At 70.5% G+C, this 19,815-nt stretch carries 13 protein-coding genes and 2 pseudogenes; 7 read left to right on the forward strand and 8 right to left on the reverse strand.

Annotated elements, in window-relative coordinates:
* The first annotated feature begins 137 nt into the window (after positions 1 to 137).
* Positions 138 to 1,016: a helix-turn-helix transcriptional regulator gene (locus tag OHQ87_RS23630; RefSeq protein WP_328341254.1), complete on the forward strand. Its 879-nt coding sequence runs from the start codon at positions 138 to 140 to the stop codon at positions 1,014 to 1,016.
* 162 nt (positions 1,017 to 1,178) lie between these two features.
* Here the strand turns inward: OHQ87_RS23630 and OHQ87_RS23635 are convergent, their stop codons facing one another.
* The 3 genes from OHQ87_RS23635 to OHQ87_RS23645 form a co-directional block, all read right to left on the reverse strand.
* On the reverse strand, positions 1,179 to 1,571 hold the full coding sequence (locus OHQ87_RS23635) for a hypothetical protein (RefSeq protein WP_328341256.1): 393 nt from the start codon (positions 1,569 to 1,571) through the stop codon (positions 1,179 to 1,181).
* A gap of 127 nt (positions 1,572 to 1,698) precedes the next feature.
* Entirely contained in the window at positions 1,699 to 2,934 is a 1,236-nt protein-coding gene (locus OHQ87_RS23640; protein WP_328341258.1) for a tyrosine-type recombinase/integrase, read from the reverse strand.
* Positions 2,935 to 3,640: 706 nt separating this feature from the next.
* A complete protein-coding gene (locus OHQ87_RS23645; protein ID WP_328341260.1) occupies positions 3,641 to 3,982 on the reverse strand; it encodes a hypothetical protein in 342 nt (113 codons plus the stop codon).
* A gap of 352 nt (positions 3,983 to 4,334) precedes the next feature.
* Here OHQ87_RS23645 and OHQ87_RS23650 point away from each other — a divergent pair, with 352 nt between their 5' ends.
* Complete coding sequence (locus OHQ87_RS23650) at positions 4,335 to 4,706, forward strand: hypothetical protein (RefSeq protein ID WP_328341262.1); 372 nt, start codon at positions 4,335 to 4,337, stop codon at positions 4,704 to 4,706.
* Between the two features lie 226 nt (positions 4,707 to 4,932).
* On the opposite strand, the pseudogene OHQ87_RS23655 reads toward OHQ87_RS23650, so the two are convergent.
* A pseudogene (locus OHQ87_RS23655) lies at positions 4,933 to 6,100 on the reverse strand (IS3 family transposase).
* 63 nt (positions 6,101 to 6,163) lie between these two features.
* Positions 6,164 to 6,452 (reverse strand): annotated as a pseudogene (locus OHQ87_RS23660) (transposase family protein); the annotation flags it as partial.
* Between the two features lie 101 nt (positions 6,453 to 6,553).
* On the opposite strand from OHQ87_RS23660, the gene OHQ87_RS23665 reads away from it, so the two are divergent.
* On the forward strand, positions 6,554 to 7,111 hold the full coding sequence (locus tag OHQ87_RS23665; RefSeq protein WP_328341264.1) for a restriction endonuclease: 558 nt from the start codon (positions 6,554 to 6,556) through the stop codon (positions 7,109 to 7,111).
* 1 nt (position 7,112) lies between these two features.
* Here OHQ87_RS23665 and OHQ87_RS23670 read toward each other — a convergent pair whose 3' ends face one another.
* Positions 7,113 to 12,419 (reverse strand): CHAT domain-containing protein, encoded by a 5,307-nt coding sequence (locus OHQ87_RS23670; protein WP_328341266.1) that lies wholly within the window; start codon positions 12,417 to 12,419, stop codon positions 7,113 to 7,115.
* Positions 12,420 to 13,075: 656 nt separating this feature from the next.
* On the opposite strand from OHQ87_RS23670, the gene OHQ87_RS23675 reads away from it, so the two are divergent.
* From OHQ87_RS23675 to OHQ87_RS23685, 3 genes are read left to right on the forward strand one after another with little or no spacing between them, the layout of a single operon-like run.
* The gene (locus OHQ87_RS23675) at positions 13,076 to 13,405 is read left to right on the forward strand and encodes a PadR family transcriptional regulator (RefSeq protein ID WP_328341268.1); all 330 of its coding nucleotides are present in this window, start codon (positions 13,076 to 13,078) and stop codon (positions 13,403 to 13,405) included.
* On the forward strand, positions 13,402 to 14,427 hold the full coding sequence (locus tag OHQ87_RS23680) for a hypothetical protein (RefSeq protein ID WP_328341270.1): 1,026 nt from the start codon (positions 13,402 to 13,404) through the stop codon (positions 14,425 to 14,427). Before OHQ87_RS23675 ends, OHQ87_RS23680 begins: the two co-directional genes overlap by 4 nt.
* A complete protein-coding gene (locus OHQ87_RS23685) occupies positions 14,424 to 14,735 on the forward strand; it encodes a PCC domain-containing protein (RefSeq protein ID WP_328348967.1) in 312 nt (103 codons plus the stop codon). The genes OHQ87_RS23680 and OHQ87_RS23685 overlap by 4 nt, the downstream gene beginning before the upstream one ends.
* Positions 14,736 to 15,097: 362 nt before the next feature.
* Here the strand turns inward: OHQ87_RS23685 and OHQ87_RS23690 are convergent, their stop codons facing one another.
* Positions 15,098 to 15,307, reverse strand: a complete 210-nt coding sequence (locus OHQ87_RS23690; RefSeq protein ID WP_328341272.1) for a hypothetical protein — start codon at positions 15,305 to 15,307, stop codon at positions 15,098 to 15,100.
* Positions 15,308 to 15,794: 487 nt separating this feature from the next.
* Entirely contained in the window at positions 15,795 to 18,665 is a 2,871-nt protein-coding gene (locus OHQ87_RS23695; protein ID WP_328341274.1) for a CHAT domain-containing protein, read from the reverse strand.
* A 53-nt stretch (positions 18,666 to 18,718) separates the two neighbouring features.
* On the opposite strand from OHQ87_RS23695, the gene OHQ87_RS23700 reads away from it, so the two are divergent.
* Positions 18,719 to 19,087, forward strand: coding sequence for a hypothetical protein (locus tag OHQ87_RS23700; RefSeq protein WP_328341276.1), 369 nt, complete (start codon positions 18,719 to 18,721; stop codon positions 19,085 to 19,087).
* Positions 19,088 to 19,815 lie beyond the last annotated feature (728 nt).

The following is a 19,815-nucleotide window of genomic DNA, read 5'->3' on the forward strand; positions in this document are numbered from 1 at the left end:
CCGTTCGCTTCGGTTCCGGCGGCCTCGCGAGGCCTATGCATTCAGTCAACGTGCCCGCCCGAGCGGGGAGAAGTCCCTGTGAATGGGTGTACTGACAGGGAACCCTTCGCCAGCGGCGTGCGACCTACGCTGGACGCATGGACAACCGTTCGGAGGTGCGCGACTTCCTGACCACGCGCCGGGCCCGGCTGACGCCCGAGCAGGTCGGGCTGCCGCTGACGGGCAGCCGGCGCGTCCCCGGTCTGCGGCGCAGTGAGGTGGCCGCTCTCGCCGGGCTCAGCGTCGAGTACTACGCCCGGCTCGAACGCGGCCAGATCGCCGGCGCGTCGTCCAGCGTCCTGGAGGCACTGGTCCGCGCACTGCACCTCGACGACACCGAACGCGCGCACCTGTTCGACCTCGCCCGCGCCGCCGACGGCATCCCGACCTCCGGGCGGCCCCGCCGCCGCACCGCCACCGCTGGCGCCGCCGGCAGGGCCGCCGCACGCCTGAGCCTGCGGTGGGCGATGGAGGCGATCACCGACGGCGTCGCGTTCGTCCGGGACCCGCAGCAGAACCTGCTCGCCACCAACACGCTCGGCCGCGCCTTCTACTCACCGGTGATCGGCGACGGGGGCCGCCTGCCGAACCTGGCCCGGTTCCAGTTCCTCGACCCGGCCTCGCGCGAGTTCTACCCCGACTGGGACCGCTTCGCCGAGATGTGCGTCGGGGTCATGCGTACCGAGGCGGGCCGCGACCCGCACGACCGCGCTCTGCAGGATCTCGTCGGAGAGCTGTCCACCCGCAGCGAGGACTTCCGCCGGCTCTGGGCCGACCACAACGTACGCACCCACGGCGCCGGCACCAAGCGGTTCCACCACCCGATCGTGGGTGAACTCACGCTCGCCTACGAGGAACTCGCGATCACCGCCGAACCCGGCCTGGTACTGCTCGTCTATACGGCCGAACCCGGGTCGCCGTCCGCGGAACGGCTGCGCCTACTCGCCTCCTGGGCGGCTACGGATCAGCAGGGTTAAAGGTTCGAGTCCCATCGGAGACAAGATCAAGAGAGTGCCGATCTCGGGGTCGAGCTGGCCTCTACGCACCAGCCGCGACGTCGACAAGAAGGGCAACGAGGGCGGTGATGGCTTGAAGAATGGCGAAGGCCAACGCCCATAACGCGATCCGGGCCTCGATCGTCATGCGCCTGCCGGGTGTTTCGGTCGCCACCGGCGAGGCGACACTTCGCGCGGTTGCCTGCGCCGGGTGGATCGCGGCAGGGGAGCGAACGACGGCGGGACCATGTGCAACCGGTACAGCCACGGATCGATCCACTTCGCCGCACCCATGTGGCGAACCCATGCCACCAACTTCTGTCGCTTGTGTCGCTGGCAGCCGACGAGGATCTTGCCGTCCTTCGCGCACGGCTTCCTGGTGGTCTTGGTGATGACGAGACACTTGGCCTCGATCCTGAAGCCGAAGTAGTAGCAGACGTACAAGAAGAGCGCCGCCGACCAGAACAGGATGCAGACGACGTTCTCCCAGAACGTGGGCTGCCCGACGGGCTCCGGACTCGCTGCCAGGAAAGGCACGACAGTGCAATCTACAGTAGGCAATCAACCAACCTCGGAACGTGATCGCACTCGTGCGGCCCCGGGTGGCACGCGACGAACGTTGTCCGCCCGTCGGCGCGCAGCCCCGGGCCACACACGAGGGCTGTCAGCGGGGCTCGTGTGCCCGGCCGCTCCGCCGGCGTGCCGAGGAACGGAGCCGGGCGCCTCTCGTTGCCGAGGATGGCTTCCACCGGGGGCGGCAGGCGGGTGCCGTCACCGGTTGCGCCTCGGCCGGGCGCCCTTGCACTGTCGTCGGGTTGTGGGTGAGCTGGCGCCGGATCTCGGCGCCGGACTTGCCGGCGTCGAGGACCAGGCGTGCGGTGGCTTCGGCGGCTTCCCGCTGAGATTCGGGTAGGACGCTGGTGTAGGTGTCGGCGGTCAGGTGGATGCTGGCGTGCCCGAGTTGGTCCTGCACCGCTTTGAGGTCGGCGCCGGCTTCCCGAGCCAGGGTCGCGGCGCCGTGCCGCAGGTCGTGCAGCCGGATCGGCGGCAGCCCTGCCCGGTCAACCAGCAGCCGCATCCGCTGGGTGAGATACCCCGGGTGGATCGGCAGCCCGTCGGGGCCGGTGAACACGTAACCACTGTCGTGCCACACCTTCCCGATCGCGGCCCGCAGGTCGCGCTGCTGGGTTTGCCGCTCGCGGTGCTGACGCAACACCCGCATCGTGTGCTGGTCCAAGGCCACACTCCGGCGGCTTGACGCCGATTTCGGTGGCCCCTCGTGTACGTCGTAGCCGGCGGTGGTGCGCTGCCGCACCACCGACACCTGGCCCGCGTGCAGATCGACCTCGCCCCAGCGCAGGCCGGCGGCCTCACCACGGCGCAGACCCCGCAGGGCGATCAGCCACCACAGGGCGAACAGGCCGTCATCGCGGACGTAGTCCAGGAACGCGGCCAGTTGTGTGGGTGTCCAGACCGCGATGGTGGGCCGCTGCCCGGTGGCCTTCCACTCGGCGACGCGAGCCTCGGTCCACACCTGGGCCTGCGGACGCGGACGCGCGGGCAGTTCCACGTGACGGGCCGGGTTGGTGGTGAGCAGGCCCTCGCGGACCGCGCCGGTCAGCGCCGCCCGCAGCGTCGTGTGGACGTGCTGCAGGGTGCAGGGGCTCTGCAGTTGCCCGGAACGGTTGCGGGTGGCCGCGATCTGACCGAACGCGGCGGTCAGCTGCCGTGCGCTCAGATCACCGAGGATCAGCTGGCCGATGTGCGGGATGAGGAACCGCTCGACGTCGTGGGTGTAGTGCATCCGTGTCGTCGGCCGGATCCGGGTCCTGGTCGACAGCCAGTACCGCAACCAGCGGGTGACGGTCCAGGACCGGCCGGCCTGCTCCTCACGCGACAACGCCAGCAACTCGTCTCGTGCTGTGCGGGCTGCTACTTGTGACGGGTAGCCGCCGCGGCGTATCCGTTCGGCGTGTCCGAGCAGGTTCCGGATGGAGCAGTGGAAGTACCAGCTGCCATGCGTTCGCTCTGGCAACCGTGGACAGGAGTTTCCCCGGCGTCGGCCTGTTGTGATGTTCAGGCATCCGCATCGCTTGCTGATGACACCCTCACCGTTCATGGTCTCTCCCTTGACGTTGATGGGGTTCATCGTGGCGAAACCGCAGGTGGTGAAGGGCGGCTTCGATCTGAAATGCTCGTCATCTGTCGAGTAGGAATGAAATGAGGTGAAACGTGACCGGAGCTCAGTGGCGGTCCGGGATCCTCGGGGTGCCGAATGTTCGGCGAGTTGATGGTGACGTCAGGAGCATGGCCGGGTCCGGTTGTGCGAGGCCGCGTACCGCGAGCGGCGGTGTGGGTGGTGATCGTGGGTGCTCGGTGGGTGCTCGTACGTCGGGGAACTGACCCGGACGTAGCGCTACGGACACGGACCCGACAGGAATCGCGACGTCCGCCAGTCCATTGATATGTAGGGATGCTTCCCGTGTGTAGGGCGTGGACCTGGGGGAACGCGACTGGACGTGGATGGATTAGAGGGGTTGCGGTCGGACGAGTTGGGGGTAGAGTGGTCTTTGTAGAATTCCGCTCTCCTGGCTTCGGTCTACGGATCAGAAGGTTAGGGGTTCGAGTCCCTTCGGGCGCACTTCACGATCAAGGCCGTGACCAGCAGAAACGCCGGTTGCGGCCTTGTTGTTGTCCCAGGATGTGCCGCGATCTTCCATGATGTGGACGGCTGGTGCTCCGTTGGTGCTCCTCTGTTTCGGGGGGGTTGTTTCCCGTTCTGTGCCACAGCTGTCGGTAACGGGTCCGCTGGTGTTCGGGTGGTCCACGCGGGCTGGTGGTTGGGTGGCCGTGACGCGCGCCGCGTCGGTGAGGACCTGAACGCTCGGGGGTGCGTGCGGGAGAATGTCGCCCAGGCTGGCGGTGCGGGCCTGGGTGGTGTCGTGCATCGAGCCGGGGCGTGCCTCGTCGCAGAACGGCAAGCGGCCGGGCGGGTCGCCGCCGTAAGCGCTCGCACCTGCGCGGTGGCCCCGGCCCGGCGCAGCACGCGCTACCGGGCCGGACCGATCGCAGCCCCGAGTCGCCGCGCACATCGCGGCTGCTTCCGGGCGTCGCGGGACAGCATGGGTAACACAGAGCGTGACGGCTCTGCAGGCGCGCGATTAGCTCACCGAAGAGTTGCGGGCTTCCGCGCAGCGGTCGCAGTTGTCGGCGCCGACTGTCGGCCCCAGTAGCCCGCACGGCGGGTGCAGGATCCGCCGACCGGAGCGGGGGTTACGGTGGATAATTAACAGTCCGACGATGAGGCTGCAAATGATCAATGCCCAGGAGTTCGCGCGACGGCTGAGTACTCTCGGAGCTGATGCGTTCACCAGCGACGACGTCGTGGACCTGGCGACCGCGGCCGATGTTCGCATCAGCGCAGACGTCGAGATCGACGCCACCCTGGCGCAGCGCTTGCTCGACCAGATCTCGCCTACCCTGCCGGTCACCGGGGCCCAGATCGCGGCGTCGCAATGGCCGCCACCGGAGTCTTCCCGTCCTGCAGCGCCTTCGGTGTCGTTCTCCAGCCCTGGTGCCGTCGACGGACCGGCTGATCAGCCGACCCGACGCCGCAGTTCTGGGTCTGCGGGTAGCGGTCGGCGACCCGGCTCCCGACGAACTGGCAGGTGACACTGCGGCCCCAGCTTCTTCAGCACAGGGCCGTCGGGGCGGGGTGTGGGCATCGGTCGGGCCCTTCCTGCGCAGGCGAGCGGGTGGGGATGCGTGGCACCGGGGTGATGTCCGGGTCGGGTGAGTCACTGGCTGGTGTTGGTGGTGACTCATAGGTCGCAGCTGGGGAGGTCTTCCTCGTTCTGGGGAACCAGGGGTCTGCTGCACCGATAGGTGACAGTTGCAGTCACGCGGCCTGACTGGCCGGTGGGGTCATGATGGTCTCGTACTCGATAGGGGTCAACCGGGACAGGGATCGTTGGCGTCGGCGGCGGTGGTAGGTACGTTCGATCCAGGTCACGATCGCGGTCCTGAGTTGCTGTCGGGTGGTCCAGGTTCGGCTGTCGAGGACGTTGTTCTGTAGCAGGCCGAAGAACGATTTCATGGCGGCGTTGTCGCCGGCGGCGCCGACTCTGCCCATCGACCCGATCATCTGGTGCTGGTTGAGGGCCTAGACGAACTTCCGGCTTCGAAATTGGGACCCGCGGTCGGTGTGCAGCACGCAGCCGGCCACGTCACCACGGCGGGCTACGGCGTTGTGCAGGGCGTTGACGGCCAGCCTAGATTTCATGCGTGCGTCGATGGAGTAGCCGACGATCCGGTTCGACCACACGTCCTTGATCGCGCACAGATACAGCTTGCCCTCACCGGTGCGGTGTTCGGTGATGTCGGCCAGCCACAACCGATTCGGGCCATCCGCGGTGAAGTCGCGGCGCACCAGATCGTCGTGCACCGGCGGACCGACCTTGCCGCCCTTGCCCCGGCGCTTGCGCTTGCTGAACGCGCTGAACCAGCCCATGCCAGAGCAGATCTTCCAGGCGGTGCGCTCGACCATCGGCTGGCCGGCAGCGCGGGCCTCATCGGCCAGGAACCGATATCCGAACTCCGGGTCATCACGGTGGGCGTCGAACAACGCGTCCGCCCGGTACGCCTGCGCCAGGTCGGCGTCGGTGACACGGCGGGCAAGCCACCTGTAGTAAGGCTGACGAGCGATGGTCAATACCCGGCACGTCACGCCACGGGGATCCCGTCGGCGGCCAGCTCGCTCACGAGCGGGTAGAGCCTTTTCCCGGCAGGTTCGCCTGCGACAGGTAGGCCGCGGCCCGACGCAGGACCTCGTTCTCCTGTTCGAGGAGCTTGATCCGCTTACGGGCCTCCCGCAGCTCGACTGAGTCGCTGCCACTGACGCCAGGCTTGGTCCCGGCGTCGATGTCGGCTTGGCGCAACCACGTGAACAACGTCATCGGATGGACCCCGAAGTCCTTCGCGATCTGCCCGACCGTCACGCCCGGATCACGATCACGGGCCACCCGCACGACATCATCACGGAACTCACGAGGGTAGGGCTTGGGCACAGCGACATCCTTCCAGCCTGCCCACTCGGCAAGCCATCTCAGATGTCACCTGTCGGTGCAGCAGACCCCTGGTTCCCGGAACGTGCGGCGACAGCCCTGGGTCGGGCACACCAGACGACGTATACGTACCCGGAGCACCACCGGCCGGGCATCGACCGGAACGTCCCCGAGGGTCCGCTGGTGATATACCCGTGCACCCGGGCCGTCACGGCCGCGCACCCCGGACACGCCACTGGCCTCTGCGGAGTCCGAGCCCGCACCAGGATTCGCTCGCCCTCGTCCATCACGTCGTCGATCACCAGCGGCAGAGTCCTGAGAACACCGTCTTCGCAAGATCATCGATCTCGCACACAGGTCTCAACGACATCGACTACCTTCGGTCACCACCGAATGTGAGGCAGAGCCGTTCGTTTGACAGACCCCTTACAGGTTGCGTAGCGGTAACGTGGCGGGGTGGTGCAGGACGAGCGGGTGGTGGGGCGGTATCCGTATCCGGGGATCACGCCGGGTGAGTTCGAGGAGTTCGTTGCCGGGGAACTGTTGGGGGCCGCAATGTCCCAGGTTGACGGGCTGGTGGTGAGTACGCATGAGAAGGTCGCCGGGGTGGACGGGATCTACGAGTTTGACGCGACCGCGCGGTACCGGTTCGCCGGGATGGAGTTCGTGGTGGTGGTCGAGGCGAAGTTGCACCGGAACCCGATCAAGCGGGAGTTGGTGCAGGTGTTGCGGCAGAAGGTGCTGAGCGTGGGTGCGCACAAGGGGGTGTTGGTGGCAACCTCGGCGTTCCAGGCGGGGGCCGTCGAGTTCGCCAGGACTCACGGGATCGCGCTGGTCACCGTTGCCGAGGGGCGGTTCGTCTTCACCACTCGGGACACGGGCAAGGCCGCCCGGCCCGCCCTCGTGGCCTGCTACCACGGTGGAGTGGGTGCTCGGGGGATCGTGTTGGCCGCCGACGATGAGGACCACCCGGAGTGTGTCGCGGAGTTCCTGTTGGGGTGCCCCAGCGTCTGACTCACGGGCCGACGTGGACGTGGGACGCCCACACCAGCGGGTCGTCGGGGTGGCGGCCGCGTAGGGTGCGGGTAGCGGTGTGCACGGCTGTCGCGATGTCTCCGCCCGCTGCGATCGCCGGGTAGACCAGTTCCGCGAAGTCCACGGCGGGCTGGTCGCCGATCGGCCACAGGGTGCCGATCACGTGCCGGTACCCCGCCAGCTGGAACGCCGATGCCAGGTGGATCACCTCGTCCGCCAGCCGCCCGCCGGGGCGGGCTGTCGAGCACGCGGACAGGAACGCCAGATCTGCGTCCAGGCGCAGGTGTGCAAGGTCCAGCGCGGTGAGTGGGTGGTTGTGGTGGTCGGCCAGCAGAAACAGGCTCTCCGAGGGGTTGGTCAGATCGCTGTTGCCGTGGCAGGCGAAGTGCGCAATCTGCGCCTTTGGCAGGGCCGCGAGGACAGCGTCGCGGGTCGCCGCGGTCCCGCTGACCACGTCAACCGCGCCGGGCAGGTGGGTGCGCACCACCGCCGCCTCCCGCTCTGCGCCGGGCAGCGGCACGTCGTGGCCTGGCGTGCGCGGCATCGCCACGACTAGTGCGCGGTCGGCGCGTGGCCTGGCGGGGTCGGCACCACGCCGTGAGTGCACCAGCGCCCGGAGGGTCGGCGTGGTCGAGCACACCACCCGGTCCACCACGGTGAGCGACCCCGTGCCGTGGTAACCCGCTGCGTGCAGCGGCAGCAGCGAGAGCATGCCGGACGGGCACCACCACAACCGTTCGGCGGCATCCAGGTGGTCGAGCACCGGGCCGGCTACCGCGTCCCAGATCCACTCCAGCGTGCGTATCACCCGGTCGCGCCCGGCGGCCCTGGTCCTGGCCGTCCCGGACCGGGTGTCCTCGACCGCTTGGAGAAAGTCCAGCACCTCCTCCATGACGACCCGGGGCGTGAGCGCGGGCAGCGGAACGGGCGTCACCTCGGCTGCAGCGGACAGGATCAGCGCGTACGACCCGAAGTCGGACACCACGACGACCACGGCGTGCCCCTCGGCAGGCGCGAGGTCGCACACGGTCGGCGGGCGCAGAAACGTGTCGAAACCGGGCAGCGTCCGGATATTCGCGAGCAGCCAGTCGTACCGCGCGGCCAGCCCGCGTCGCGTCGCGACGTCCGTGTCGGGGTCCTCGAAGACCGCGCACAGCTCGGTGAACATCGTCGCGAACGCGGGTTGGCGCTCGGCGAGCGCGGTGAGGTCGGTCCGGCTGTCCAGCGCGTGCCCGAGCAGCAGCCCGCGCCCTTGCTCGAACAGCTCAACCGCCCGCGTCGGCAACCCCGCGCGCACACAGCACGCGGCGGCGTCCGCACCGAGCCCCGCCATACCGTCGATCAACGCCTCGCGGTCGCGCCAGGTAAGGGATCGGGACACGGTCCGCCCCACCAGGTCGACCGCCGTCCCGTACGCCTCGGCGGCCTCCGCCCACCGCCCGTCGGACGCCGCCAACCCGGCCCACTCCGCGGCCGCAGCGGCGCGGACGCGCGGTACACCCACATCGGTCGACGCCGCCTCCCGGACCGCCGCGAGCACGGCCTCCAGATCCGTACCGGTCACGGCGTTGCGTCGGCGCAACACCCTGCCGAGGGAGAGCAGGTGGAGCGGCCGGTCGGAGTGGTCGACGGGGAGTTCTGCCAAGGACTTGCGGGCGCCGTCGACCGCGTCGTCGAGGGTTTCCTGTCGTCCGGTCCGGTCGTGCAGGTCCAGCAACGCCTGCGTGAGGTTCAGCAAGGCGGGTGCGCGTCGCGGATCGCCGGGAGCCAGCGCCTTCACGGCAGCCCGGCACACCTCCAGCGCTTCGTCGAGATCGGCGGGGGCGTCGCCGACGCTGAACCGGGTTAGGAGGATCGCCCCGAGGTTCGACAGGCGCAGCGCGCGACTGGTGTGGTCCGGCGAGGTCGCCTTGACGGCCTGCCGACCGGTGTCGATCGCCTCGTCCAGGTCGGCGCGGTCCTGCCGGCAGTCGAACCGGGTGTAGAGCGCGGATGAGAGGTTGGCCAGCACCATCCCGCGTTCGTAGCTCACGGCGGACATGGCCGACACGGACCGGCGCAGCGCGTCGATCGCCTCGTCCAGGTCGACCTGACCGCTCGTGCGGCGGAACCGGGCCAACAGCGCGCCGCCGAGGTTGCCCAGGTAGACGCCAAGGAGCGGGGTGCCCTTGAGCGCGGCCCCAACGGCGGCACGCCCGGCCTCGACCGCCTCGTCGACGTGCTCGATGCGGTCGGTACGCTCGAACAGCAGGCGGAGGGACATGCAGAGGTTCGACAGGTCGGTGGGCGAGGGCTCGGTGTCCGACGCCATCGCGTCGCGGGTGTACCGGATGGACTCGTCCAAGTCCTCGGGCGCGCCACCGTTCTGGTACCGCTGGGATAGGGCGATCGCCAGCGTGGACCTGCGCCCGGCGAGTTCCGGGTCGTCGGGTGGCGTCGCCTCGATCGCGGCCCGCCCCGCTGCGATGGACGCGCTCAGGTCCTCAGACCGTCCGGAATGGACGAACCGGTCCCGGAGGAGGTCGCACAGGCCCTCCAGGTGCTCGGCCGGTGACTCACCCGCGTCGAGCGCGTCCTGCCGCACTCGCATGGCCCGGTCGAGGTCCGCCAGGTCAGCGGTGCGGATGAATCGGTTCCACAGCAAGTCGGACAGTTCACCCGGATCGGACGCCGCGTCGATCCGGGCGCTCAACCCGGCCTCGTGATCGAGGTAGTTCGCCAGGGTGCGTCGCGTGGTGTCGAGGTTGGTTTTCAACGCCTCGATGTCGGGATGGTCTGGCCACCCGTCGACCGCCGCCTGGCAGGCCACGACGGCGTTCTCCAGGTCCTGCCGACTGCCCAGCCGCTCAGCCCGGGTCAGCAGGGTGATTCCCAGGTTGGACAGGCACGTCGCCTGCATCGGATCGTCCGGCGGGGCGTCCTCGACGGCGGCCTGGCACTCCTCGACCGCCTCGTCTAGGTCGTCCTGGTCGCCGTCGCGGTCGAACTTCGTCATCAGTGCGGTACCGAGGTTCGTGCGCAGGTGCGGGAGTTCGGCGTGCCCGTTCTCGGCGTGGTCGATCGCCCGGCGGAACAGGCGGACAGCCCGGTCCAGGGCGCCCGGATCGGTGTCGGCGTCGCGGTACTGGACGCGGCCGAGCTTGCCGAGCGTCGCGGCGCTGTCCGGTGCGGCGGGCGGGTATTTGTCGAACTGCTCGGCGATCAACGTCGGGACGTGCGCCCGACCGCCCATCCGGTACAGCGGCGCGAGCAGGTCGAGCGCGACCATCATCAGCTCCGTGGCACCCTCGGGCGTGCCATGCGCCTCGACCCTCGACAACAGCAGCAACCCGGCCGTCTGCGTGACCTCCACGTCGTCGAGCGGGTCCGGCACCGCGCACAGCAGGTCGACCAGCTCGTCGAGTACTTCGGGGACGAGCACCTCGTCGGCATCGCGGGTACCACCGAACGCGGTCAGACGCTCGCGCAGGGCGGTGATCAGGTTTGATCGCTCGGTCGCGGAGAACCCGGACCCCATCAGACCGTCGCGGGCCGTCACGAACTCCCGCGCGAGTTCGAGCGCCACAGCGTGCGCGACCTCACCGATGCCACCCGCGAGTCGCACGAGTTCGGCGCGGTCTATGCCGCGCACCCTTGGCGCGGCCCAGCTCACGGTCCGCTCCAGGATCCACAGCTCCATCACGCGGTCGTCCTCGACCACCGCGGCGACCGCTTCCTCGCGGTCGCCGAGGACCTGCTCGACGATGCCCGGTGTGGTCAGCGCCATCGCCCGGATCAAGGCGGTTCGGGCTTCGGCCAGCAGGGCATGCTCGCGGGTCACCTCAAACGCACGGCACAGCACGAACCCCAGGTGCGTCATGCGCCGGGCCAGGTCGACGTCGTCCTCGGCGTCGACCCCGACCGCCTCCCAAGCAGTGTCGAGGACCTCGCGCAGCACGTGCGGGTCCTTGTTATGCCCCGTCAGCTGGTGCAACGCAACAGACAGCGAATACAGGAGGTCGCCGCGCAACGGCTCGTCGTCGGCCAATTCGGCCAGGACCATCCGGCAGGTCGCGATCCCCTCGCGAAGAATGTCCTCGTCCCCGGTCCGGTCGGCCAGGTCCACGAGCGCGTCGGCGAGCACCGCGACCTCACCGAGCCCGGCCTCCGTGACGGCCTCGTCCGCCATCACCTCGACGGCGTCCTGCACAAGGGAGGGGTCTTCGGTCCACCGGTAGAGCACGCGCAGGGTGTTCGCGGCGTTCATGAGCCGGGAGTGCAGGGAAGCGTGCGTGTCCGGCGTCGCGCCCAGGACCCGCGCGTGCGCGGCCAACGACTCGTCCAGCAGCGCGGCTTCCTTGGTGCGCAGGAACAGTTCCCTGAGGAAGACGGCCTGGTTGGCGACAGTCGGGAGCAGATCGGGGTCGGCTGCGATCGCGGCCCGGCCGACGTCGACCGACTCGCGCAACGCCTCGCCGTCGTTCAGGTACTCGTACCGGGCTTCCAGAGACGCAGCCAGGTTCGTCAACGCGAGCCCACGCTCCTCGTCGTTCTCGGCGGCGTCAACGGCGGCTCGCGCGGTCGCGATCGAATCGTTGATCACCGCCTCGTCCCCGGTGCGCATGAACTCGACCCGGAGCGTGCCGCTGAGGTTCGCGAGGCGGGCCGCCCCGCCCTCGGTAGGAGATGCCACGTCGGTGCCCGACTCGGCGAGGGTCCGCGCCACGTCGGCCGCCTCGCGCGCCGCCTCCAGGTCGCCGGTCGCGCTGGCGAGTTCGACAAGGGCCGCGTGCAGACTCCGCAGGCACCGGGCGTTCCTCGCCCGGTCGGCGACACCGACGGCCGCGCGGTAAACCCGGACGGCCGCCTCCAGCGCCTCCACATCGCCGTGCTCCTCGTACCACTCGTACAGCGCACCGCCCTGCTCGGTGTAGGCGTCCGGGTCGTCGCTGTACCCGAACACAGAGTCGTCCGACTCGGTGCTCTCCGGCGTGTGGTCGAACAACTGGCGCACCTGGTCCGGCAACGAGTCGGGTGCGACCCGGTACACCTCGCCCAAGAACAGCAGGGCGTCCTCCAGGTCCTCCGTTCCCTGCCTCGCGCGGTACCGGAGCAAGTGGAGCCGCCCGATCAGCGTCAGCGCGACTACGTCGACAGGCAGGTCGGGCGTTGACGCAGGTCCGGACACCCGCAGCTGGAGCAGGTTCGCCTCCTCCAGCGCGTCCTCGGTCAGGACTGCGGCGTAATCACCCGTCCGGCGCGCCTCCTCGAACCGCGCCAGGATCGCCTCGACCAACTGTTCCCGCACCCGGACCTCCGTTCACCACCGCTTCCGCGGCACCTTACCGAGTGTCGGCGCCCCATTGTCGAAGCTGTAGATTCCTGTAGGGTGCCAAAACCAGAGCCATTCGCCAGTCATCCATACGTGATTGAACTGAAGCTGGGGTTTCTTCGCGGGAACCGGAGCTGGGAGCGGACATCTTTGATGCTCTCGTCTCTGACGGTTTCCGGGTGATCCTGATGGCTGACGGCGGCTCGATCCGTTCCTCGCGCTTCAGTGAGGAAGATCGAGGCGAGGGGTCCACCGACGGTGGGCGCGGTGAGCCGCCACCGACCTGATGAATGTGGGTCTGCTGCTGGCCGGCCGTGTCGCGGCACGATTGGTGTCGTGGAGCGCGATGTTCATCAGCCGGGCTCGAACTCCCTGGGTGCTCCACGGGTGCTCGGACGTCGGGGAACTGGCATGGACCCCCTCGGACCGATGCGGAAGTTGGGCCCTTGCCCCGATCGCGGGAAGTAGTGCTGCGCGGCTTCTGGTTGCCAGGGGGCGTGGATCTGCGGTTATCCGGCTGGACTCACCAGGAACCAGGCCGCCTGAATCTCGGACCCGGTGAACGTTCATGGCCAACGCACTAGGCAATAGTACGTTTGACGTTATACATCGTGCAACTTATTATGCTCGTCATGCAAGAAGCCACCTTCCTCATCCTCACCGCGCTCGCAGCGCAGCCGCGGCACGGGTACGGGATCATCCAGTCGGTCGAGGCTCTCTCCGAAGGCGAAGTGAAGCTGCGGCCAGGCACGCTCTATGGCGCACTCGACCGTCTCGCCAGCCAGGGACTGATCGTCGTCGAACGCGAAGAGATCATCGACGGGCGGCTGCGCCGCTACTACCAGCTCAGCCACTCTGGAGTGGACGCCCTCGCTGAGCAGGCCCAAAGGCTGCGCAAGCGGGGCGCCGCGGCGGAGGCGCAACTGCGACGCCGGCCGCAGCTCTCGGGTGGTGCCGCGTGACGATGCCACATCGCGTGCTCCTGGCCGCGTTCCCGGCCCGCATCCGCCGCCGCCACGGGGCCGAACTGATCACCACCCTGGCCGAGATGACCGACGGCCGTCCGTCCCACACCGATCGCCTGCGGTTGATCGCCGACGGTGTGCGTGAACGGTTCCGGCTGCCGGCCCGACGGCCACTGGCTGTGCTCACCGTGGCGGCAGCCGTACTGGTCGGCGGAGCGATCGGCCTCGCCGTCGGTTCGCTCGCCGGCGAGCAGACGTACCCGTCGATGCCGGCGACGGCCCCGCTGGCCGCACACATTCTGGGTCCGCAGGCCCAGCCCGACCGGCTCCATCGCGACCGCTTCCACCTGGAGATCACCCACAACCTCGGCGCAGCCGCCACTTCCAGCACGCTTGAACAGCAGGTACACGACATCCACGACCGGCTGGCCGCGACAGGCTGGGACGTCACCGCCGTCGAGCGCTACCGCAGCCTCGACCAGTGGAGCTTCTCGGCGCGCTCCCATGGCCTACGAGTCTCGGTCACCGGGTACGCCGACCCCCACCGTCCCATCGAGGTCCTGGGCTATCCGGTACGCCCGGCCACCTACCTCCCCCTGGTCCTCGGTGGCCTCCTGGTCGGGCTGCTCACCGGCTGGCTGGTGGGTGCCGCGATGGCAGACCGGCTGACGGCTTCCCGCCACCGCGTGCCCGCCGTGGTCGTTGGTGCCGTGGGCATGGCGATCCTCGCCGTGCCGACCGGGAGGCTCTATCAGGGGCTACTCCTCTTGCTGCGTAAGGACAACGGCGCAGGCTTCGACGCACCGATACACGACGCGCTCTCCTGGATGCCCTGGCCGTTGCGCGATCCGACCACGTTCCCGGACACCGTCGTCCCCGGCCTGCGAACGCTCCTGATCGGACTAGCGATCACCGCTCTCGCCGCCGTGACAGCCCACCGCCCCCGCAGCGACGGCCACCCTGTCCCTCTTGAGCTACCGCCTGGCGGGCCGGCCGGGCAGGGTGGCGATGTCCAATAGGTTCAACATCCCAATACGCGAGCCAGGTGGAGGTGCTGTCACTGGTCGGGGGCGTGGCCGCCCGCGACGGCGAGCCGGTCCTGCACGTGCACGCGGTTCTCGGCCGCCCTGACGGCGGCCACGGTGGGCGCCGGGTGCGGTCGACGCTCGAGGCGATCGTCACCGAGGTCGCTCCGGAGCTGACCAAGCGGGTCGATCCGGAGACCGGACTGGCGCTCATCACCGGCCCCGTTCGGTGGCCCGCTTGCCAGCAGGCATCGGCCCCGCCGAAGGCCGCCGAGGTCGCCAGTATCAGCGGCGGACGGTGACCAGGGCGAAAGCGAGGCGGACGGCTCAGGGGCGGCACCGTGGGTCGAGCTGGCGTTGCTCACTCAGTGAGCCTTTCCGCGCAAGGGTGTGATCAACGAAGGTGATTGTTTGGCTGGGCGTGGTCGAAGTGCGGCAGCGCGAGCGCCGCTGCGACGATCTTGCCGATCCGCCATGGATCGAGGCTGACGTTGCGAAGCGCCCTGAACGCGGGTCCCAGCCCGGGCGCCCCGGCGTGCCGTTCACGGCTGAGCAGGTCGGCCAGGCACCGCACGGTCTGCAACGAGCCGTGCCGTGCGGGTTTCGCCGATCGGCCCGCCGAGGTAGAGCACGAGTGGATCCTCACTGCTGGGGCGCGTGAAGGTCAGGTCCGGTCGCTCGCCGGGGTGGTGAGAATGACGTCGATGCCCCGTACGAACAGGTCCTCGTCGACCCACTGGCTCTCGTCGAGGTGCCCCGAGGCGGCGAGCGTGGGATATCTGGCCGGGTTGCTCGTGATCCGCCTTCGTGCCCCGGCCCGCGCCCCCGGGTCGTCGATCTGCCCGGTCCTGCCGCCGGCGCGGCGGCCTGGCATCGACAGGCACCAGCGGTCGGCGGCGGTCCGGGTGGCCGAGTGGTGCCGGGCCCGGCGGTCGGCGGGCGAGCCGTCAGGGCTTGGCAGCCGCGATCCCGTCGAGGATGTATGCCACACCGCGCCGGAAGTTGGCGTCCCAGTCGTCCTGGACCATGTTGCCGCGCGCGTTGAGCACCGGGTACCTGTCGCGCTGCTGGTGCAGGTGCTGGTTGACGGTCGCGTAGGTGCTTCACCGAGCCGTTCCGGCACGGCACGGCACGGCACGGCACGGAAACGCTTACGCACCGACGAACACGCCGGATTCGGACTCGGCCCGGCCATCGTGCACAGCATCGTCCGCGCCCACGCCGGGACCCTCGCCCTCGTCGCCCGGCCCGACGGAGGACTCCTGGTCACGGTCCGGCTCCCGGCACGCCGGCCACCCTCCCGGGCAAGGCGACCGGCCGGCCCGGGTGCCTACGCGTCGGCAGCTCGTGCGGCCGGGGTGCTACGGACCGGTGTGGATCAGCGCCGCCCACACCTCCGGGCGGTCCGGGTGCGCACGTCGTACCCGGTCGATGGCCCGGTCCAGCGCGACGGCCGCACCGTCGGCGTCCAGGCGTCTCCCCGCCCTCAGGCCGGCGTAGACGTCGTCGGCGACCTGGGCCGCCACCCGGTCGGAGACCGCCCACTGGCTGCCGATGACGTGCCGGAAGCCGGCCATCTGCAACGCCGCGGTGAGATGGATTCCCTCGTCGGGCAGGTCCCGACCACCGGCCGCGGTGCGACACGCGGACAGGTAGGCGAGGTCGCAACCGCCGGCCGACTGGCTGCGGGTGGCGAGACGGTCAGCGAGGTCCAGGACGCTGAGCCTGCCGTCGACCAGGCGGAGGGCGGCGGCGCTGGGCCGCTTGAAGTCCTGGTCGCCGTGGCAGGCGAAGTGCGCCCAACTGTGCTGTTCGAGCGCGGTCAGCACGCCCTCGACGGTGGCGCTGCGGCCGGAGAGCACCCGCAGGCCGGGCACGTGCGAGCTGACCGCGCGCAGTTCGTCGCTGACCGCGGGCAGCGGCGCCTGGCCGGGGAGGGTGCCGAGCCCCACCGCGAACGCCTGCGGCGCTCCGTCCGGCGTCGGGGTGGCGCGGGCGCGCAGCAGCGCGGACAGGCTCGGGGTGTAGGACGACACGCAGCGGGCGGCGACCGAGATCCGGCGTCTCGCGGCGAGCGGGGCGCTCGCGCCGAACCGGCCGGCGGCGTGCAGCGGCAGCATCGTCAGCGGCCCGGTCGGGCACCACCACACCCGGTGCCGCCGGTCCGGCCCGCCACCGAGGATCTCGTCGAGGGCCGCGCAGACGGACTCCCCGACGGTGTCCCAGAGCCACCGTTGCAGGGACACCAGCGTCTGGTGCAGCGCGGCCCGTTCGACCGGCCCGCCGCCGCCCTCCACCGCCCGCTGCACCTCGAGGAACGCCGCGGCCCGACGCTGCGCCGTGTCGTGGGACAGCCACGGGAGCGGCACGGCGCGCACCCCGTCGGTGGTGACGATGATCGCGTCGCTGCGCCAGCGCGACGTGTTGACCAGCACCGCCGCCCCGCCCGTGGTAGCGGGCTGGAGGGCGGCGAACGACGGCGGGTGCAGGAAGTTCTCGAAGCCCGGGAGGCGGCGGGCCTCGGCTGCGAGCTGCTCCCAGCGTTCCGCCAACCGGCGGCGGTGACCGGCGTCCTCGGTCTCGACGCGGTGCGGTCCACCCAGCGCGCTGGCCAGCAGGTCGCGGCCCAGTTCCCAGCCGGGACGGGCCGGGAGCTCGACGACCGGGGACGCCCCGGTGCCGTCCAACTCCCGGCGCGTCCGGTCGAGTTCGTCGGCGAGCGCGGGTGCGACCGCGGCCAACGCGGACAGGTCGCTGCGGGTCTGCAGGGCCTGCGACCACAGCACCTGACGGCCCTGCTCCAGCAGTTCCACCGCGCGTTGCGGCTGCCCGGCGGCGAGGGCCCAGGCAGCCGCGTCGCCGGCCAGCCCGGACACCGCGGCCAGCCGTTTCTCCTGCACGGTACGGTCCAGGCCCCGCCACGCCAGCAGCGGCAGCAGACCCACGGCGGTGCCGTACGCCTCCAGGGCCAGCTCCGCGTCACCGGCCTCGGCGGCGGTCTGCGCCCAGGTGCGGGCCGCGGTCATCCGGATCTCGACGGCACCCGCCCGGGAGGCCGACGACGACCGCCACATGCCGACTGCGGCGTCGAGGTCGGCCGGGTCGCGATCGATCAGGTAGCGCACCCGCAGGGCCGTGCCGAGCACGTTGAGGGCCCGTGCCCGGTCCGGGTGGCCGGGCGAGAATCCGGCCAGGGCGGCCATGCCGGTGTCGACGGCGTCGTTGACCCCGGCCGGGTCGCTGCTCATCCGGGCCCGGATGAGCAGCGAGTGGGCCAGGCTGACCAGGTGGCCGGCCCGTTGGGTGCCGGCCGTCGGCGCGTCGACGGCCTCCCGGGAGCTGCGGATCGCCTCGTCCAGGTGCGCCGACGAGTTGCTGCTGAGGCCGTGCATGACCAGCAGGGCACCGTGGGTGGACAGCAGTTGCGCGCGGACCGTGCCGATGCTCGGCAGGTCGGCGACGACCTGCCGGCTGACCCGGACCGCCTCGTGCAGGTCGGCGTCGTCGCCGCCGTCGCGGCTCACCCAGCGTTGCACCAGCGCGATCACCAGCACACCGTTGAGGGCGGCCCGGTCGACGTGCCGTGCGGGCATGGTGGCCACACCCCGGCGGCAGTGCGCGATCGCCTCGTCGATGTCACCCGGGCCACCGGTCCGGACGAACCGCATGACCAGGCAGAGCGCCAGCAACTGGTGGGCGGTGAGCACGTGGTCCGGGTCGGTCGAGCGGTGGACCTCCCGGCTGAGGCGGACGGCCGTGTCGATGTCCGCCAGCTGGCCGAACCTCTCGAAACTGAGCCGGTACACGTTCACGCAGCGGATCAGCACGTCGATCCGTACCGGGTCGTCCTCGTCGACGGCGGCCACCGCGACGTCCGCGTGCCGCTTCGCCATGGACAGGTCCGACACCTCACGCCGCTGTTCGAAACGGAAACCGACGACCATGGCGAGCTGGGCGTTGACGTACGGCCACCACGGATCGTCGGGCGGGGTGAGCGCCGTCGCCCTCCCGGCGGCGGCCACGGCGGCGTCGAGCTGCTTCGGATCCGAGGTGCGGCCCCGCAACATCAGGACGGTGGAGAGCGCGGCGAGCACGTCCACCCGGGACGGATCCGCCGCGAGCAGGTCCCGCGCCACACCCTCGGCCCGGACCAGCAGCGACTCGTCGCCACTGTCGTTGTAGGCGACGATGAGCGGGTCCACCGCATCGATGGACCGCTCGGGCGATGGCACCGGTTCAGTAGATTCGACGGCAGCTCAGGCGTCAACCGACGGGAGTGTCGTACATGGAGCAACGCCGTCTGCTGGCCTCGTTGTGCGCCGCCGTGCCGACCCTGCGGGAACGTGCGGAGGCGGGGGCGTGGAGCGACCTGCTCGACGAACTCCTCGACGAGCTGGCCGCCGGCAAGCCGGTGGTGGAGGTCTGCCGGCAGCTCGGCTGGACGACCGAGACCGAGACCGAGCGCAGCATCGGCGTCGGCCCGTCGGACCACGCCGAGGGCGCCCGGCTGGAGGGTCTCGCGCCGGTGGTGCTCGACGGCGACTACCGCTGCCCGCTGCACCGTTGCTCGCGCCGGGCCCACCGCGACGACCGGGGCCGGGTGCCGCACTGCGCGCTCGCCGACACGGCGATGACGTACCGGTCCGAGCCATGATCGAGGTGCTGCTGGGCGAGGTCGGACGGCGGATCAACGACCGCTGGCTGACCCGGGCGCTCGGCCCGGCCCTGCTGTGGCTCGCGGTGGCCGCCTTCGCCGTGCTGCCGGGGCGTGGTGCCGTCTTCGACGTGCCCGGGGCGGCGTTCGCCGCAGCCGACGCCGTCGACCACCTGCGGGAGCGGGTCGGCCTGGCCCTGGTGGTCGGGGCGCTCGTCGTCGCGGCCGCTGCGGCGGCCGCCGTCTGCGCCCAGGCGGCCGGCAGGGTCGTCCGTCACGTCTGGCTGGGTGCCTGGGTCGGCCCGGCCCGCCGGCTCGCGACCGCGTTGACCGCCCGCCGACGTGCCGCCGCCGCGCGCCGCTTCACCGCGCGGGCACGGGTGGTTCCGGCGGTGTACCTGCCGGCCCGACCCACCTGGATCGGCGACCGGATCCGGCTCGCCGACGACCGGGTGGCCGCGCAGTACGGGCTCCGCCTGGGTCTGATCTGGCCGCGCCTGTGGCTGCTGCTCACCCCCGAGGGGCGCACCGACGTGATGCAGGCGCGTGACCGGTTCGACCGGGCCGTCGCCTCGGCCGGCTGGGCGGTGCTCTGTCTCGCGCTGGCCCCGTGGTGGTGGCCGGCGACGGTGCTCGGCGTGACCCTCGGTGTCGTCTCCTGGCGGCGGGCCCGGTCGGCGGCGGGCCTGTTCGCCGACATCGTGGAGGCGACCGTCGACCTGCGGCAC

It is taken from the genome of Micromonospora sp. NBC_00421 (assembly GCF_036017915.1).
Taxonomy (GTDB): domain Bacteria; phylum Actinomycetota; class Actinomycetes; order Mycobacteriales; family Micromonosporaceae; genus Micromonospora.

Coding starts and splice junctions, on each gene's coding strand:
- OHQ87_RS23690 (WP_328341272.1), bottom strand. CDS start 15,307: ATGCCAGGCCGCCGCGCCGGCGGCAGGACCGGGCAGATCGACGACCCG.
- OHQ87_RS23630 (WP_328341254.1), top strand. CDS start 138: ATGGACAACCGTTCGGAGGTGCGCGACTTCCTGACCACGCGCCGGGCC.
- OHQ87_RS23650 (WP_328341262.1), top strand. CDS start 4,335: ATGAGGCTGCAAATGATCAATGCCCAGGAGTTCGCGCGACGGCTGAGT.
- OHQ87_RS23675 (WP_328341268.1), top strand. CDS start 13,076: ATGCAAGAAGCCACCTTCCTCATCCTCACCGCGCTCGCAGCGCAGCCG.
- OHQ87_RS23645 (WP_328341260.1), bottom strand. CDS start 3,982: ATGCACGACACCACCCAGGCCCGCACCGCCAGCCTGGGCGACATTCTC.
- OHQ87_RS23700 (WP_328341276.1), top strand. CDS start 18,719: ATGGAGCAACGCCGTCTGCTGGCCTCGTTGTGCGCCGCCGTGCCGACC.